The sequence below is a fragment of the Halopolyspora algeriensis genome, from assembly GCF_003337235.1.
GTDB lineage: Bacteria > Actinomycetota > Actinomycetes > Mycobacteriales > Pseudonocardiaceae > Haloactinomyces > Haloactinomyces algeriensis.
In genome coordinates this window covers 608,202-625,439 of sequence record NZ_QPJC01000001.1, presented here as the reverse complement: position 1 = coordinate 625,439, position 17,238 = coordinate 608,202, and the positions used below count along the sequence as shown (strand labels likewise).

Here is a 17,238-nt window from a genome sequence, read left to right as displayed (position 1 = left end):
CACTCGGCCGGTCCACACAGCGCGCTCCCGGCATCGGGGCGAAACTGGGGCAACGCGGCCTGCTCCCGGTACGCGAGCTTTCGAGCTCACGAGCTGAGCCCACGAGCCGGCGGTACACGAGCCTTCCCCGGAAATGTCGTGAGCTTGCGAGCCATCCCGGTAGCGAGTCCCAGTGATACGGCACGGTCGTGGTCCTTCACGATGGACCTCGGACACGATCAAGGAGTCATCTTGCCCACCGAAGTAGCTCCCTTGCGACGCAAGCCGGTTCAGCAACGCAGTGCCCAGCGCGTCGAAAAAATGCTGGAGGCCTGTGGCCAGCTCATCGACGAGGTGGGTTACGACGGGTTAACGACAACGCTCATCGCCGAGCGAGCGGGCGTCGCGGTCGGTTCGCTGTACCAGTTCTTCCCGGACAAGCGGGCAGTCGTACAAGAACTGACGTTGCGTAACCTGGACCGATTCGTACAGACCGTCTCCAACCGGTTCGAGCATGCCGAGATCGTGCACTGGTGGGACGCCGTGGACGCGGTCTTCGACGTCTACATGACGATGCATCGCGAAGTGCCCGCCTTCAGCCGCCTGCACTTCGGTGATGTGGTGGACCTGCGGTTGCTCGACGACAGCAAGGACAACAACGCGGTCATCGCCGACAAGCTCATCGAGCTGATCGCCGAGCAGTTCGAGATGGACCACGCCGATCTGGAGTTGCCCCTGTCGGTGGCTGTCGAAGCCGCCGATGCGGTGCTGCACCTGGCGTTCCGACGCGACCCCACGGGCGATCCCGCACTCGTGGCCGAGGCCCGTGAACTGGTGCGGGGATACCTGTCGAGCCGAATCCCCGGAGATCACCCGAAGGACTTGCCCTCTCCCCGGTAGGTGGGCACGGTGCCGACAAGCCTGGTCTTCGCCGTTCCCGAGCCGGACGGTGCGCTCTTCTCCAGCAGGTGGTACCGGGAAAACCGTTCGGCGAGTTCTCCCGCCTTGGCATGCCGGAACCACACGCGGTCGCCGAGGCGCAGGCGGTCAGCGGCCGGTCCGGTCACCGGTGTCTGGACCTCCCCGGCGCCTTCGGCGGCGGTCAAGCGCAGCCCGGCGGGCAGGTACGGCGTGGGCACACGGTCGGCTCCCGCGGGCCCGGAGGCGAGGTACCCACCCCCGAACACCGTCGCCACGCGCGGGCCGGGCCGGCGCACGACCGGCAGGGCGAACAGCGCGGCCGGGCGCGGCCGGAACGTCCGATAGGTGTCGAACAGGGTGGGCCCGATCAGCCCCGATCCCGCCGCCACCTCGGTCACGGCCGGTTCGGCCGCGGTGCGTTCCAAGCTGCCGGTTCCACCTCCGTTGACGAACTCCAGCGGCACCAGTTCCCGCACGGCTCGCACGACGGCCGCACGCCGCTCGGCAAGCTCGGCCGCCGAACGGCGCTGGACCCAGCGCACAGCGGCCGCGCGCAGCGGTCGCCGTGGCGGCGCATCACCGAGCCCGGCGATCTGCCCCTCGTAGGCCATCAACCCGACGATGCGGTAGTTCCCGCGGTCGAGCACGGCCTCGACCAGTGCACGAGCCTGGGCTTCGGTGCGGACCGGAGAGCGCAGAGCACCGATATGGGGATTTCCCCGCAGGACCGAGCCGAGCAGCGGTGCGTCCGCCAGTGGTTGCCATGCGGCATCGATCTCCAGGCACAACCGGATCTCCGGCCGCGAAGCGCCGACCGCGGCGTCGACGAGATCGAGATGCCGGGGCGCATCGACCGTGATCGCGATGGCATGTGCCGCACCGGGATCGGCGGCGAGCGCGCGCAACGCGGCACGGTCGGCGGTCGGATAGGCCACCAGAATGTCGTCGCCGAGTCCCTCCCGGTACAGCCAGAGCGCTTCGGCGAGGCTGTAGCACATCAGGCGGGAACATCCGGTCAGCTCGGTAGCGTATCGGATCAGTGCCCGGCAGCGCACGGACTTGGTGGCCCATCGCACCGGTCGGCCCGAAGCCCGGCGCACGAGCTCGGCCGCGTTGTACCGGAGGGCATCGAGGTCGATCACCGCGAGCGGGGCGTCGAGCTCACCGGTCGCCGCATCGAGGTCGTCGATGCCGGGCCCGTTCGGCTCGGAAGCGCCCGCAGCGTGCCCTGTCGAGCCGGAAACGGGTGTACTGGAAGTGGCTGACACCACTCCACGGTAGGACGAAAACTCTTGCAAAGCGAATGTAATTCACTTAATTTGCTCGAAACTCACCCGTGAGAGCGATACGGTGATGACGCGAACCCCATGGGCGAACTGGGCGGGTACGGCAACCGCCACCCCGGCCGCGATCGTGCGACCGCACGACATCGAAGAGACCGCCGCCGCCATCGCCTCCGCCCGGCACACCGGCCGGACGGTTCGCCCACTGGGCAGCGGGCACTCCTTCAGCGCCATCGGAGCTCCCTCGGGCCCGCACGGCACCGGAGGGATTGCGCTGGACCTGTCGCGCTGGGCCGGAATCGTGCACGCCGATCACGGCACCGGCCTGGTCACCGTCCGCGCCGGAACTCCCCTGCACCAGCTCAACTCCGAACTCGCCGATCTCGGCCTGGCCCTGCCCAACCTGGGCGACATCGACCGGCAGACCCTCGCGGGTGCCCTGTCCACCGGCACGCACGGAACCGGGGCACACCTCGGCGGCATGGCCACCCAGGTGCACTCCCTGGAGCTGTTGCTCGCCGACGGCTCGATCCGCCGCTGCTCGGCGACCGAGAACCCGGAGCTGTTCGACGCCGCCAGAGTGAGTCTCGGTGCGCTGGGAGTACTCAGCACGATCACCCTGCGCTGCGTCCCGGCGTTCGCCCTGGCCGCCGACGAGCACCCCGAACCGCTGGACAGCGTCCTCGACCGGTTCGACGACCTGGCCGAAACCAACGACCACATCGAGTTCTACTGGTTCCCGCACGGCTCGAACACACTGGTCAAGCGCAACAACCGGCTCCCACGAGAGGTCGAGCCCACACCACTGCACCCGGTGCGCGATTTCCTCGAATACGAAGTGCTGGAAAACCGCGTCTTCGGCGCGCTGTGCCGGCTCGGACGCACGTTCCCGGCACTCGTCCGGCCGCTGACGCGGTTGTCCGGGGCGATGTGGTCATCACGGTCGTACAGCGACCGCTCCCACCGAGTGTTCGTGACCAGCCGCACCGTTCGGTTCGTCGAATCCGAGTACGCGATCCCGCGCGAATCCCTCACCGAGGTGATCGCGGAACTGCGCGCGGCCGTCGACGTGCTCGAGCATCCCGTCATGTTCCCGGTCGAGGTGCGGGTGGCCGCCGCCGACGACGTGTGGATGTCCACGGCGTACCGGCGACCGACCGTGTATGTGGCCGTCCACCAGTACGCGGGGATGCCTTACCGGCACTGGTTCGACACCTTCGAATCGGTGGTACGAGCCGTGGGCGGCAGGCCCCACTGGGGCAAAATGCACGGGCTCGGCGCCGCCGATCTGCGCGACCTCTATCCACGTTTCGACGATTTCCGCCGCCTGTGCACCGAACTGGACCCCGACGGTGTGTTCCGCAACGCCCACCTCGACCGGGTGCTGGGCTGAAGCGACGCTCGTCGAAGCGACCTGCAACACGAGAAACCCCGACTTCCGAAAAAGGACTGCCGGACGAGGTGGCGGTTCGTGGGCCACCGGCACAAGCATCGGGAAAGACTCCTCAGAGCCCGTCTTGGAACTTGGTCAGGTGGTTGCTGAACCGCCCGTCTCAGGCGGCGCCTTGCGGCGTTGCAGGCCACATCGAGTAGCCACCTCTCCGCCACGTGGCCTACTGCCTTGCTGATGCCCGCCTGCGGGCATTCCGATCGAATACGCCGGAGCGGGTCACCCTGCTCAGGCTGATCACCCGAGCGAAAGAACCAGACCAAAGACAGGCACTCAGTGCCCGCTTTGTGCCCGCACGGCCTCGGCGATCGGGGTGTCGCCGTTGACCAGTTCCAACGCTCGCCGTGCCGTGTCGGGTTCGTCCAGCAGCGCGACGAGTACGGCGGCGACATCGGCCCGGGTCACCTCCGCCCGGCCGACCGAGTCACCGAGCACGACCTTGCCGGTGGCGGGCTCGTCGGTCAGCCTTCCCGGGCGCAGAATCGTCCAGTCGAGGTCACGTGCCCGCAGATCCTCCTCGGCCGCTCGCTTGGCGTCGAGGTAGGCGCCGAACACCTCACCGGCGTCCGGCGGGTTCGGTTGCGCCGTGCCCATCGAACTGATCTGCAGGAATCTGCGCACTCCGGCGCGCTCGCAGGCCCGGGCCAGCAGCACCGAACCGGCGCGGTCCACCGTGTCCTTGCGGGCTGTACCGCTTCCGGGACCGGCACCGGCGGCGAAAACGGCCGCATCCGCTCCCGGCAGGTAGCCGGCGAGCGTCTCGGCATCGAGGCTTTCCAGATCGGCCACCACCGGAGCGATGCCATCGGAGCTCAGGTCCACGGCCTGTTCGGGGTCCCGGATCAGTCCGGCCACCGAATCACCACGACCGGTCAGCAACCGTCCGAACTCGCGGGCGATCTTGCCGTGGGCACCAGCCACCACTACTCGCATATCTTCAGCATAGGGATTGTGCAGCGGCTCGACTCGACGATCGAGCACACGGCCGGGACCGGACCGATCAGCTGTGGCTGGGGGCCGGAGCCTCGCAGGCGAGCAACCGGTCGTAGGCGACCTCGCTGACCCACCGGGACACGGCCGTGGGCTCGGCAGGCGGAGCATCCTCGAAGGACCGGCCTTCCAGCTCCACCCGCACACTCTCGGCGTCGGCACTCAGCACCGCCACTCCGAACTGGCGGGCGCGGATCAGGCAGGCCGACACGAAGTCCCGGCCATCGCTGACGGACCTCGGCACCACGATCGCGGCGTTGGTGAATCGCGCGAACGGCACAGCCGCCGTCAGCGCGCTACGCCAGTGACGTGCCGGCGCGAGCACGCCGGTCACTCGTGCCGCCGGTGGCGGTACCCGGTCGACCATCTCCGGCCACACCCAGGTCGCCACTTCGGCGCGATCGAGCACCGGTGCGCTGCCCACGCACAGGCGTTCGGCGTGCGCGTCCGGCAGTAGCTCGGCAACCGGCACCACGCGACGCCCCATCAGCTTCATCGGGGCCAGGACACTGCCCGGCCACCCCAGCGGCTCCATGGCGAATTCGGCGAGCGTGCCGACGGAAGCAGGCAGTTCGAGCGAGGGCTGGATCCGGGTAGTACACAGGCGGACGGTGTTGTCGGTCGCGGCACGTTCCGGTATTGCGGTCACTGCTGTGCGCCTCCCTCGATACATGGTTGCTCCCGCAGCATCACGAAACCGACCCGTGGCGGACGGCACCTGCCGGTGAGAGCACTCAGAAGATCCCGCGCCGGAGACCTTCGGGCCTCGCTGCGGCACCACTCGACTAAAACAGCTCCGCGCCGGTTCCTCGCCTTTCGACAGGGGGCCCTGCGATCGGCGGCCATGAGTCGTCGGTGACCGGTCGACGAGCGGTTCGGCGAGTTCGGCCCGGCGATGCGCCATTCAGGTGAGCTCAGAAGAGGACCGGGCCGGCTCCGGCGCGGTAGCACCGACGTGCAGGGGTCGACCGGCGCCGAGGGCAGCGGCGGCTCCGCTCAGGCACACCACCAGCAGCAGGCACAGCGGGAGGAACCAGGCACCGCTGAGATCGTGCAACACACCCACCAGCAATGGCCCCAGTGCCGCGAGCAGATAACCGACGGCCTGGGCCATCCCGGACAGTCGGGAGGCGATCGCCGCGTCGGGAGCGCGCAGCCCGATCACGCTCAGCGCCAGCCCGAACAACGCGCCCATCCCGAACCCGAGCACCACCGACGACACCCAGATCCACGGCAGCGGTGCCAGGAAGAATCCGAGCAGCCCCAGCGCCGACAGACCGAACAGGCCGACCGCGGGCAGGCGCTGGTCGTCCCGGCGGCCGACCAGCAGCGGCAGGCACATCGCACCGACCGCCTGCACGAGCGTGGACAGCGACAGCGCCAGACCGGCCGCCGTCGCATCCAGTCCCCTGTCCTGCGCGACCGTCGGCATCCAGCCGAAAACCACGTAGGCAAGCAGGGACTGCAGCCCCATGAAAGCCGTGACCTGCCAGGCCAGCGGGCTGCGCAGCAGGGTGCCCGCGGTGGCGGCGGGGACCGCGGTGTCGGCTCCCGCCGAACGCGACAGCCTGATGCGCAGCAGCGCCGAACGGAAAGGGGGCAGCCACACCAGGCCGGTCAGCAACGCCAGTCCCGCCAGCGCCAGCAGCGGCACTCGCCAGTTTCCGCCCGCCGCGTGCATGACCGGTACCGCCGTGGCGGCCGCGACGCTGCTGCCGAGCGTCAAAAACACCGTGTAGAGCGACGTGACCTGCGTCACCCGGCTGGCGAACTCGCGTTTGATCAGAGCGGGCAGCGCCACATTCGCGATCCCGACGGCAGCACCGACCACGATCGTTCCGCCGAACAGCGCCACCCACGGGAAGGGGCCGACCGCGGGGGCCGCCCGGAGCAGACTTCCCAGCACCAGCAGGGGGATGCACACCGCGATGACGCCCTCATCGCCCCAGCGGCGCCGCAGCGGCGGAGCGGCGAGCGCGAACACCCCCAGGCACACGACCGGCAGTGTCGGCAGCAGACCGGCCAGTGTCGTCGACATGTGCAGATCGGCGGCGATGTCGGGCAACAGCGCACCCGGTGCCGTAAACGGTGGCCGCAGGTTCAGCGCCAACACTGCGATGGCCACGAGAAGCCACACCGCCCGCACGCCTCGCCTCCTTCGACGAAAAGGGTCTCCCCGAAGTGAGGGAAACCTCACCATGCCCGTGCCCCGGGGCGACATCACGACAAAAGGACCCGGCGGTTCTTTCGAACCACCGGGTCCTGAAGTGGGCGAGGAGGGAGTTGAACCCTCACGTCCTTCCGGACACACGGACCTGAACCGTGCGCGTCTGCCATTCCGCCACTCGCCCGTGGCTGCCGTACCGAGTTTACCCGACCCGGTTTCGGACCTTGCCGGCGGGTCCGGCCACTCGGCCCGAGTGCCGTGATCGAGCATCGGTACTCGAGCACCGCGACACCCCTCGGATGCCCTCGGCGCCGACTTGCCGGAGTAGCTTAGCACGCGCTCCACAGGCGATTTCGGCAGGGTCGACGCCGGTGCGGAACTGGGCGGTGTAACAGCCCGTTACCCCAGATACGATGGGTTGCAGGAGTCGTACGTGTGGAGGGGATTGTCGTGGGCCTCGTGCAGCGCTTCGAGCGCAGACTCGAAGGCATCGTCGGCAACAGCTTCGCACGGGTGTTCGGCGGTAAAGTCGTGCCACAGGAGATGGCTCAGGGACTGCAGCGGGAAGCCGATCTACAGGTCCAGGAGCTGGCCGGAGGCCGACTGCTCGCCTGCAATCATTATACGGTGCAGCTCAGCCCCACCGATCACGATCGGCTCGCCGGAGAGGAGGAACAGCGAGTTACCGACCTTCTCGCCGACTGCGTTCAGGAGCATCTCACCGAGCAGGGGTGGGACACATATGGTGACGTCGTAGTCTCCCTGGAGCGCTCTGAGACGCTGCACACGGGACAGTTCCGAATCAGATCGTCCGTCGACCCCGACGTAAGCCGACGGCAGGCAACACCTCGTACCGCAGGAGATCGACCCATGAGCCAGCCACCAGGCCAATATCCCCAGGGGGATCCGTACGGCCAGCAGGCGCAGTACGGCTACGACCAGGGCTACGGGCAAGGTCAGTACGGGCAGGACCCCAACTACGGCTACGGCCAGCCCGGATACGACCCCTACGGCCAGCAACCGGGGTATGGCCAGGGACCCGGCTACGGGCAGCAGCCCCCGGGATATGACCAGGGCTACGGCCAGCCGCCACAGGGATACGACTACGGACAACCGCCGGCGCCGGGTTACGGCCAGCAGCCGGGCGGTGGGTACCCGCAGTCCGGCGGGTTCCCCGATCAGGGCTACGGGCAGCAGCCTCCCGCTCCCGGCTACGGGCAGCCCGGATACGACCCCTACGGCCAGCAGCCCCCCGGCTACGGCCAACCGGGATACGATCCCTACGGCCAGCAGCCGGGCGGTGCCTACCCGCAGTCAGGTGGATTCGCCGATCAGGGCTACGGGCAGCAGCCTCCCGCTCCCGGCTACGGGCAGCCCGGGTACGACCCCTACGGCCAGCAGCCCCCCGGCTACGGGCAGCAGCCCCCTGCTCCCGGCTACGGGCAGCAGCCTCCCGCTCCCGGCTACGGGCAGCCCGGATACCCGCAACCGGGCGGTGCCTACCCGCCGAGCGCGCCGGGCGGCTACCCGGATGCCATGCCGCGGCAGCTCACCGCCACCCTGCAGCTCGACGACGGCTCCAACCGCTCGTACACGCTCCAGCACGGCAGCAACGTGATCGGCCGGGGCCAGGAGGGACAGTTCCGGCTGCCCGACACCGGAGTGTCCCGCAAGCACATCGAGATCCAGTGGGACGGCCAGGCGGCGATGTTGGCCGATCTCGGTTCGACGAACGGCACCACGGTCAACGGCACTCCGGTGCAGACTTGGCAACTGGCGGACGGCGACGTGATCCGCGTCGGTCACTCCTCCCTGGTGTTCCGCAGCCAGGGCTGAGTCCCTTCCGTTCAGCAGTCGACTACACGGGTAGGAGCGTTCACAACAGGTGTCCGAGCTGGTGATTCAGCTGACCAGGGCAGGGTTTCTCGCCCTGCTCTGGTTGTTCGTGCTGGCCGCGCTTCGCGTGGTGCGTTCCGACCTGAACGCGGCCTCCGGCATCCGGGTGTCGATGCCGGGGGTCGGCAAACTACCCGGCAAGGGCGGCAAGCAGTCCCGCAGCAAGTCCAAGGCACCGCGGAAACTGGTGGTGACCGGCGGCGCGCTGACGGGCACGCGTATCTCGCTGGAGGGCAGGCCGATCATGATCGGCCGTGCCGATGACTCCACCCTGGTCCTCGACGACGATTACGCGTCGACGCGCCACGCGAGATTGTCCCTCCAAGGCACCGACTGGTACGTGGAGGATCTAGGCTCCACTAATGGCACATACCTCGATCGGGCGAAGGTCACGGGACCGACCAAGGTTCCGCTCGGGGTTCCGATCAGAATCGGCAAGACGGTGATCGAGCTGCGCTCATGACCCTCGTCCTTCACTACGCAGCCCGCAGCGACCGTGGCCTGGTGCGCTCCAACAACCAGGACTCGGTCTATGCCGGCCCACGACTCCTCGCCCTCGCGGACGGCATGGGTGGCCATGCCGCCGGTGAGGTCGCCAGCAAAGTCGTCATCGCGGCGCTCGCACCGCTCGACGATGACGAGCCGGGAGACGACCTGCTCGGACACCTGCACGATGCGATGGTTTCCGGCAACAGCGCGATCTCCGAACTGGTCGCCAGCGACCCCGACCTCGACGGGATGGGCACCACTCTCACGGCGGTGCTCTTCGCGGGCAGCAAGCTCGGCCTCGTGCACATCGGTGATTCCCGTGCCTACCAGGTTCGCGACGGTGATCTCTCCCTGATCACCCACGACGACACCTTCGTGCAGTCGCTGATCGACGAAGGCCGCATCACCGAGGAAGAGGCCGCCAATCATCCGCAGCGCTCACTGCTGTTGCGCGCACTGACCGGTCATGATGTCGAGCCCAGCCTCGCCGTGCGCGAAGCCAGGTCCGGTGACCGGTACCTACTGTGCTCCGATGGTCTGTCCAGCGTCGTCAGCGAGGAGACCATCGCGGAGGCGTTGCGCATCAGCGACCCGCAGCAGTGTGCCGACCGGATGATCGAACTCGCTCTCAAGGGCGGTGGGCCGGACAACGTCACGGTCATCGTCGCCGACGTGGTCGACGTCGAGTTCGGCGAGGATGCCCCGATCGTGGCCGGCGCCGCGGGCGCGGACGGAGAAGACCAGCCGCAGCCGGACTCCGCTGCGGCACGGGCATCGGCGGCCACGAGACCACAGCCCCAGCGGCAGCAACCGGAGCAGGCAACCCCGCCGCCCGAGGACCCGCCGCCACGCCGGCGTTGGTTACGGTCCTTGCTGATCACCGGCGCCGTGCTGGCCGTGCTGGCCGGACTCGTCTTCGCCGGCCGCTGGTGGGTGTTCAACCAGTACTTCATCGGCGTCAACAAGGCCAACGAAGTGGTGATCTTCCAGGGTGTCCAAGGCAGCATGCTGGGGTTGTCGCTGCACCGGCAGGTCGAGGGCTCCTGCCCGGCCTCGGCCTCTCCCGGCTGCCAACCGATCAGCGTCAACGACCTGCAGGAAGCCCAACGTCCCGACGTACGCAACGGGATCACCGAGCTCCAGGGCCTGCAGGGCGCACGGGAAGCCATGCTGCGATTGCGCATGACAGCCCTGCTGCCGGCATGTGACGAATCCGGCCCGGCAGCGACGCAATCGCCCACCGACAAGACCACCGCCTCCACCGCCCCACCGCCGACTCGACAGGGAGGAACGGCCCAGAACACTCCCGCCCGGAACGGCTCCGAATCCACTTCGAAGCCCACCCCTTCACCCACCGGGACACCACTGCAGCCTCAGACGCAGACTCCCGGTGTCACCTGCCGGACGGTGAGCTGATGTCCCAGCCGGTCGCCACAGACGGTGCCGACAGGACCTCCGGCGACGCAGCACCGGCCCCGCAGGGGTCCATTCGACGCGGGACCGAGCTGCTCATGCTCATCTTCGCCGCCGTGGTCGTCACGGCGGCGCTGGTGCTGGTCGCCATCAACCAGCATGCGCAGCTCACACCACAGATCCTGTACTACGGGGGGGCATTCCTCGCTCTCTTCGGGCTCGCGCATCTGGCCGTCCGCCGGTGGGCTCCGTACTCCGACCCGCTGATTCTGCCGCTGGTGGCATTCATCAACGGGCTCGGACTGGTCATCATCCACCGTGTCGACCTCGGCAACGCCACCGAGGGCGTGGAGGACTGGACCCCCGCCGCCCCGGACCAGGTGCTCTACACGGCCATCGCGCTGGTGCTGTTCGTGCTGGTGCTCGTTTTCGTCCGCGATCACAGGACGCTGGCCAAGTACGGCTACACCTGCGGGCTGGTGGGCCTGGTCGCGCTCGCCGCGCCCGCCGTACTGCCCAGTGCCATCGCACCGACCATCAACGGTGCGAAGCTCTGGATCTACATCGGACCGTTGTCCTTCCAGCCCGCCGAGTTCGCCAAACTCCTGCTGCTGATCTTCTTCGCGGCGTTCCTGGTGTCCAAGCGCGAGCTGTTCACCACGGCGGGGCGTCGCTTCCTGGGCATCGATTTCCCGCGGGCCCGGGACCTCGCTCCGGTTCTGGTCGCCTGGACGCTGTCCATCGGCATCGTGGTGCTGGAGCGCGACCTGGGCACCTCCCTGCTGTTCTTCGGCATCGTACTGGTGATGATCTACATCGCCACGGAACGAGCCGTGTGGATCGCCATCGGTCTGAGCCTGTTCGCGGCGGGTTGCTTCGTGGCCTACCCACTGTTCGGGCACGTCCAGGAACGAGTGGGTGCCTGGCTCAACCCGCTGAGCCAATACCAGCTCCGGGAGGCTCTGTTCGGCATGGCCACCGGCGGCCTCTTCGGTTCCGGTCTCGGTGGTGGACGGCCCGCAATCGTGCCCCATGCCGAAACCGACTTCGTCCTCGCCTCGGTCGCCGAAGAGCTCGGCCTCCTCGGGCTCGCCGCACTGTTCATGGTGTACCTGCTGTTGATGGCGCGTGGCTTGCGCAGCAGCCTGGCCGTGCGGGACTCCTTCGGTAAGCTGCTGGCGGGCGGCCTGTCCTTCGCGATGGCGCTCCAGGTGTTCGTGGTGGCCGGCGGTGTCACCGGCCTGATCCCACTGACCGGCCTGACAACGCCGTTCCTGGCCGCCGGGGGTTCCTCGCTGCTGGCCAACTACATGCTGATCGCCCTGCTGCTGCGGATTTCCGATGCCGCACGCCGTCCGCAGGCGCCGAGCAAGCCGAAGCCGAAGCAGGCCCCGATTGCCGAGGCACATACCGAACTGGTGGAGCGTCCCCGATGAACAAACCGCTGCGGCGGGTGGCACTGGCGATGATGGCCATGATCGTCCTTCTTTTGGCCAACGTCACTTACGTGCAGGTCATCCGGGCCGACGAGTTGCGCAGTGACTCCCGCAACAGCCGGATGCTCTATCGGGAGTACTCCACCCCACGAGGACAGATCACAGCAGGCGGCAAGCTGCTGGCCGAGTCGGTGGCCACCGACGACAAACTGAAGTACCTGCGCACCTATCCGAACGGCCCGCTGTATGCGCCCGTGACCGGCTATTACTCGTTCGTCTACGGCTCGAGCGGTGTCGAGTCCGCCAAGAACGAGGTGCTCAACGGCACCGCGGACTCGCTGGCTCTCACCCGCCTTTCCGACCTCGTCATGGGCCGCGAGCAGCAGGGCGGCAACGTCGAGCTGACGATCGATCCGGCGATGCAGCAGGCCGCTCACCAGCAGCTCACCAGCAAGGGGCTGCGGGGATCGGTGGTCGCGCTGAACCCGCAGAACGGCGCGATCCTGGCGATGGCCAACTCGCCCTCCTACGATCCGAACCGTCTGGCCGGCCACCGCCGCGAGCAGCAGAAGCAGGCGTGGCAGGAACTCACCAACGCCGAGCACGATCCGATGCTCAATCGGGCGATCTTGCAGACCTATCCTCCGGGTTCCACGTTCAAGCTGATCACGGCAGCGGCGGCGCTGGAGACCGGCAAGTTCGACGCCAACACGCAGGTCACCGCCAAGTCCTCGATCACACTGCCGAAGACCACCGACGCGCAACTGCCCAACTACGGCAACAGCACGTGCGGCACGCTGCCGACCGCGCCGCTGTGGGAGGCCATGGCGCGCTCGTGCAACACCGCGTTCGCCGAGGTCGCAGGCGCCGTCGGTGAGCAGAAGCTCCGGGAGACCGCGCAGAGCTTCGGCTTCGGCAAGGACCTGTACATCCCCATGGAAGTGGCGAATTCCGACCTCGGGAAGATCCCGGGCCCGGCAGCGCTGTACCAGAGCGGTATCGGGCAGCGCGATGTGCGCGTCACTCCGATGCAGAACGCCATGATGGCCGCCGCGATCGCCAACGACGGCACGCTCATGAAGCCGCACCTGGTCGAAAAGACGCTGGCACCGGACATGTCGGTCCTCGACAAGCACGATCCGCAGCGGATGAGCCGGCCCATTTCGCCGGATATCGCCCACACCCTCCGGGAAATGATGGTCAAGTCCGAACAGTATTCCGGTGATACGGGCAAGATCACGGGCGTCCAGATCGCCTCCAAGACGGGCACCGCCCAGCATGGCGCGAATACCGACCCGCACGGCTGGTACGTGGCTTTCGCTCCCGCCGAAAACCCGAGGATCGCAGTCGCCGTGATCGTGGAGGACGGCGGCAACATGGGCGCCGACGCCACCGGCGGCAAGATCGCCGGTCCGATCGGACGCGCCGTGATCCGGGCGGGCCTGCAGGGAGGTGGCTGAACCGTGCTGACCTCCGGCCACCTTCTCGCCGAACGCTACCGGCTCGATTGGCGTATCGCCGTCGGCGGTATGGGTGAGGTCTGGCAGGCCGTGGACGTGCGGCTCGACCGCACCGTGGCGGTCAAGGTTCTCAAACCCGAGCTGTGTGGTGACGCGGAGTTCCTGCACCGCTTCCGCACCGAAGCCCGCACGACCGCGTCGCTGAACCACCCGGGTATCGCGGCCGTCCACGATTACGGGGAAACGTCCGCGACCGCGGAAGGCCCGGAGGACACGGCCTACCTGGTGATGGAACTCGTCGAAGGCGAGCCACTGGCCACGATTCTCGCTCGCGAAGGACGTATCACCGTCGAGCACACCCTGGAGATGCTGGAGCAGGCGGGCAGCGCGTTGCAGGCCGCACACGAACGTGGTCTGGTACACCGCGACGTCAAGCCGGGCAACATCCTCGTCACCCCGAGCGGGACGGTCAAACTCACCGACTTCGGGATCGCCAAGGCCGCCGACGCGGCGCCGGTGACCCGCTCCGGGACGGTCATGGGCACCGCGCACTACATCTCACCGGAACAGGCCCTGGGCAGCGAGGCCATCCCGGCCAGCGACGTCTACTCGCTCGCGGTCGTGGGGTACGAGTGCCTCAAGGGGCACCGCCCGTTCCTGTCGGACAATGCGGTCACGGTCGCGATGATGCACATCCGCGAAGTGGCGCCGCTGCTGCCCCCGGACATTCCCCGGCACGTGCGCGCCCTCATCGAGGCAACTCTGGTCAAGGATCCGCGCTACCGCTACAGCAGCGGAGGGGAGTTCGCGAACGCGGTGGCCAGCGTGCGGGCGGGCGGCCCGTTGCCCGCCCCCGCCGCGCTGGCCGCCGTGCCCTCCCAACAGCAGCCCCAGCAGCAGCTCCAGCAGGGGAACACGGTGGTGCACGAGGTGGGACCGCCCCGCCCCTCCGGTGGACGGGGAATGCCGCAGCACCCACCGGCCGCGGGAATGGTTGTTCCGAGTCCTCCACCGAGCCTTCCGGCTGCAGCACCTCCCTCGGTCGGAGTACCGCCCACCAGTGGGGGGATGCAGCATCCGGGTAACGCATACCCGTCCGGAGCGATCCCACCCCAAGGGGGAGCGTCCCGGACCGGACCGCTCCAGGCGGCGTCGCCGATGCTGCGGTCCGAGCGTGCGAACCGAGGAGGACTGTGGGTATTCCTGGTCGTTGTGATCATCGTGGTGCTGGCCGTCACGAGCGCGGCAGCTTGGCGAGTGCTCACGCAGAACCGATCGTTACCGAAAGCGGCCGTTTCCGAGCGACCGGCGGCAGCGTTCGCCGAGGACCGGGATCGCAGCGCCCGTCCCGATGCCGATGTGAGATTCATCGACCTGGATTCCGTCGAGCATTTGGTCCAGACTGCGCTACGGCATCATGAATCGAGCCGGGATATCCACGCGGTGGGCAACGCTGCCCGCCCTGCGCATGCCCGGATACCGCATCCGGGGCAGCCGATACGGCACCGGCAGGAAACCGGCCGACCGGTGTGGCTCCCCGTAGCGGGGTCACCGGCGATGGAGTTACCGGTGACGAAGCAACCACCAGCAGACCGGCGAACAGCACATGTCGATGAAGTCGGGGGGACCGCGCACTGTGCGCCCGCTGGGCAGCGAGCTGTCGAAGGGACATCGGCTGCCACGGAAATGCGGGTCAGCATGATGGGACGACCGTGGACAAGGATCGGAACTACGCAGCGATGAGCTCACCACGACTTCTCTCCAACCGTTACGAGCTCGGGGAAACACTCGGCTACGGCGGCATGTCGGAGGTGCACAGCGGCCGTGACGTCCGACTCGGGCGGGATGTGGCGGTGAAGGTGCTGCGGGCCGACCTCGCCAGCGACCCCACGTTCCAACTCCGCTTCCGCCGCGAGGCGCAGAATGCGGCCGCGCTGAACCACCCGGCGATCGTCGCCGTCTACGACACCGGCGAGACCGACTCCGACAGCGGGGCGTTGCCCTACATCGTCATGGAGTACGTCCACGGGCGGACTCTCCGGGACATCGTGAAAACGGAAGGCCCCCTGGTTCCTCGCCGGGCGATGGAGGTCATGGCCGACGCCTCGGCGGCACTGGACTTCAGTCATCGGCACGGCATCGTGCACCGCGACGTCAAGCCCGCCAACATCATGATCACCGATTCCGGCGCGGTGAAGGTGATGGATTTCGGCATCGCCCGGGCCGTCGCCGACGGACAGGCCGCGGTGACCCAAACCGCCGCCGTGATCGGTACCGCGCAGTACCTGTCACCGGAGCAGGCGCGCGGCGAGACCGTGGACGCCCGCAGCGACGTCTACGCCGCGGGCTGCGTGCTGTTCGAACTGCTCACCGGGCAACCGCCGTTCACCGGCGACTCCCCGGTGGCGGTGGCCTATCAGCACGTGCGGGAAGAGCCCAGCAAACCCTCGGACCACAACGAGCAGGTTCCGGCCTCGCTGGATGCCGTGGTGCTCAAGGCATTGAGCAAGAATCCGGCCAACCGCTACGAATCGGCCGCCGACATGCGCACCGACCTGATCCGTGTGCTGTCCGGCCAGCGCCCGAACGCTCCGATGGTCATGTCCGCCGAAGAGCGCACCGCGATGATGGGCGGCTCCTCGGCCACCCAGGTGGCCGAGACGCGACAGCACTGGCCGGAGGAGGTCGCCCGCCCCGACGAGGAGGACCTCGAGCAGGTCCATCGCCGCAAGCGCCGCAAGCGCTGGGTGATCGGCCTGGTCACCGCGGTGTGTCTCGGGGTGTTCGCCCTCGCGGCATGGCTGGCCACGATCATGACCGCCGAACCCTCGGGCCCGAAGCAGATCACCCTCGGCAACTACGTGGGGCAGGAGATCGCTGTCGCACGCAATTCGGCCGCCGAGGCCGGATTCCAGGTGATGATCCGCGAACAACCGTCCTCACCCGCCGACGAGGGGCGCGTCGTCCGGCAGAAGCCACCGGCGAACCGGCAATACGCCATCGGCACCCAGGTGTATCTGTTCAAGGGGACGGGACCGAAGCAGGTCGACGTGCCCGATCTGACGGGCATGACGATGTCGGAGGCGCAGAAGGCACTCCGCGGTGTCGGTCTGGCGCTCAACTTCACCCCGAAGGAAACGGAAGTCACCGATTCCGACAAGGTCGGCACCATCCTGAGCCAGAGTGAGACGGGTTCAGTGGACCAGGGAACCATGATCACCGTGACCGTCGGCAAGGCGATCGAGAAGAAGAGCGTCCCCGATGTCGGCGGTCAGTCCCTCGCCGACGCAACCAGCACTCTGGAATCGGCCGGGTTCACCGTCACCAGCAAAGAGGTGGACTCACCGAAACCGGCGGGCACGGTGATCTCCCAGAACCCGTCGGCCGGTTCGAGCGTACGCCCGGGCAGTGAGATCACGCTCAGCGTCTCCAATGGTTCGCAGATCACCGTGCCCGACCTGACGGGCCTGTCGGAGTCCGAAGCCGAGGACGCCCTGGAACAGGCCGGATGGAACGGTGATCTCAGTACCCGCAAGCAGGCGACCAATGACGAGTCCATGGACGACAAGGTGGTCGGAAGCTCCCCCGCGGCAGGGTCGGCGATCGGTAAGGATCAGCCGATCACGCTCTACATCGGTGACTACGGGGCGAGCCCGAGCTCCTCACAGGGCGGGCTGTTCCCGTCCTTCGGTTGAACCCGTCGCAACGTGGCCGGCGACCCGGCGGGGTCGCGCCCCACGCGCTTTTGCGGACG

At 68.0% G+C, this 17,238-nt stretch carries 12 protein-coding genes, 1 tRNA gene and 1 pseudogene; 9 read left to right on the top strand and 5 right to left on the bottom strand.

The genetic code is table 11. From position 1 onward, the window contains the following. Positions 1-231 precede the first annotated feature (231 nt). Positions 232-879, top strand: coding sequence for a TetR/AcrR family transcriptional regulator (locus tag DFQ14_RS03010; RefSeq protein WP_420810119.1), 648 nt, complete (start codon positions 232-234; stop codon positions 877-879). Here the strand turns inward: DFQ14_RS03010 and DFQ14_RS03005 are convergent. After that, positions 849-2,090: an alanine racemase gene (locus DFQ14_RS03005; RefSeq protein WP_179951487.1), complete on the bottom strand. Its 1,242-nt coding sequence runs from the start codon at positions 2,088-2,090 to the stop codon at positions 849-851. The two genes, DFQ14_RS03010 and DFQ14_RS03005, sit on opposite strands and share 31 nt — an antisense overlap. A gap of 163 nt (positions 2,091-2,253) precedes the next feature. Here DFQ14_RS03005 and DFQ14_RS03000 point away from each other — a divergent pair, with 163 nt between their 5' ends. Further along, the gene (locus DFQ14_RS03000; RefSeq protein WP_114451415.1) at positions 2,254-3,576 is read left to right on the top strand and encodes a D-arabinono-1,4-lactone oxidase; all 1,323 of its coding nucleotides are present in this window, start codon (positions 2,254-2,256) and stop codon (positions 3,574-3,576) included. 330 nt (positions 3,577-3,906) lie between these two features. Here DFQ14_RS03000 and DFQ14_RS02995 read toward each other — a convergent pair whose 3' ends face one another. The 4 genes from DFQ14_RS02995 to DFQ14_RS02980 form a co-directional block, all read right to left on the bottom strand. Continuing rightward, positions 3,907-4,566, bottom strand: coding sequence for an SDR family oxidoreductase (locus DFQ14_RS02995; protein ID WP_114451414.1), 660 nt, complete (start codon positions 4,564-4,566; stop codon positions 3,907-3,909). A 67-nt stretch (positions 4,567-4,633) separates the two neighbouring features. Then, a complete protein-coding gene (locus DFQ14_RS02990) occupies positions 4,634-5,272 on the bottom strand; it encodes a hypothetical protein (RefSeq protein ID WP_114451413.1) in 639 nt (212 codons plus the stop codon). 255 nt (positions 5,273-5,527) lie between these two features. Next, positions 5,528-6,769, bottom strand: a complete 1,242-nt coding sequence (locus tag DFQ14_RS02985; RefSeq protein WP_246195866.1) for a CynX/NimT family MFS transporter — start codon at positions 6,767-6,769, stop codon at positions 5,528-5,530. 122 nt (positions 6,770-6,891) lie between these two features. Then, positions 6,892-6,974 (bottom strand) — tRNA-Leu (locus tag DFQ14_RS02980). Positions 6,975-7,240: 266 nt separating this feature from the next. Between DFQ14_RS02980 and DFQ14_RS02975 the strand changes: the two genes are divergently transcribed. The 7 genes and pseudogenes from DFQ14_RS02975 (at position 7,241) to pknB (ending at position 17,179) form a co-directional block, all read left to right on the top strand. Continuing rightward, positions 7,241-8,626 carry an FhaA domain-containing protein gene (locus DFQ14_RS02975; protein ID WP_114451582.1) on the top strand — a complete coding sequence of 462 codons (1,386 nt, stop codon included), beginning with the start codon at positions 7,241-7,243 and terminating at the stop codon, positions 8,624-8,626. Between the two features lie 49 nt (positions 8,627-8,675). Then, positions 8,676-9,149, top strand: a complete 474-nt coding sequence (locus DFQ14_RS02970) for an FHA domain-containing protein FhaB/FipA (protein WP_114451412.1) — start codon at positions 8,676-8,678, stop codon at positions 9,147-9,149. After that, positions 9,146-10,591 (top strand): PP2C family protein-serine/threonine phosphatase, encoded by a 1,446-nt coding sequence (locus DFQ14_RS02965; protein ID WP_114451411.1) that lies wholly within the window; start codon positions 9,146-9,148, stop codon positions 10,589-10,591. The genes DFQ14_RS02970 and DFQ14_RS02965 overlap by 4 nt, the downstream gene beginning before the upstream one ends. Next, positions 10,591-12,024, top strand: a complete 1,434-nt coding sequence (locus tag DFQ14_RS02960; RefSeq protein ID WP_114451410.1) for an FtsW/RodA/SpoVE family cell cycle protein — start codon at positions 10,591-10,593, stop codon at positions 12,022-12,024. Before DFQ14_RS02965 ends, DFQ14_RS02960 begins: the two co-directional genes overlap by 1 nt. Continuing rightward, positions 12,021-13,484 carry a peptidoglycan D,D-transpeptidase FtsI family protein gene (locus DFQ14_RS02955; protein WP_114451409.1) on the top strand — a complete coding sequence of 488 codons (1,464 nt, stop codon included), beginning with the start codon at positions 12,021-12,023 and terminating at the stop codon, positions 13,482-13,484. Before DFQ14_RS02960 ends, DFQ14_RS02955 begins: the two co-directional genes overlap by 4 nt. A gap of 3 nt (positions 13,485-13,487) precedes the next feature. Further along, positions 13,488-14,768: pseudogene (locus DFQ14_RS02950) on the top strand (serine/threonine-protein kinase); the annotation flags it as partial. Between the two features lie 455 nt (positions 14,769-15,223). Continuing rightward, the gene (pknB, locus tag DFQ14_RS02945; RefSeq protein WP_114451408.1) at positions 15,224-17,179 is read left to right on the top strand and encodes a Stk1 family PASTA domain-containing Ser/Thr kinase; all 1,956 of its coding nucleotides are present in this window, start codon (positions 15,224-15,226) and stop codon (positions 17,177-17,179) included. The last annotated feature ends 59 nt before the right edge of the window (positions 17,180-17,238 follow it).

Excerpts from the sequence above, each read along its gene's own strand:
- DFQ14_RS03000 (WP_114451415.1), top strand. The coding sequence starts at position 2,254 with ATGACGCGAACCCCATGGGCGAACTGGGCGGGTACGGCAACCGCCACC.
- DFQ14_RS02995 (WP_114451414.1), bottom strand. The coding sequence starts at position 4,566 with ATGCGAGTAGTGGTGGCTGGTGCCCACGGCAAGATCGCCCGCGAGTTC.
- DFQ14_RS02965 (WP_114451411.1), top strand. The coding sequence starts at position 9,146 with ATGACCCTCGTCCTTCACTACGCAGCCCGCAGCGACCGTGGCCTGGTG.
- DFQ14_RS02960 (WP_114451410.1), top strand. The coding sequence starts at position 10,591 with ATGTCCCAGCCGGTCGCCACAGACGGTGCCGACAGGACCTCCGGCGAC.
- DFQ14_RS02955 (WP_114451409.1), top strand. The coding sequence starts at position 12,021 with ATGAACAAACCGCTGCGGCGGGTGGCACTGGCGATGATGGCCATGATC.
- pknB (WP_114451408.1), top strand. The coding sequence starts at position 15,224 with ATGAGCTCACCACGACTTCTCTCCAACCGTTACGAGCTCGGGGAAACA.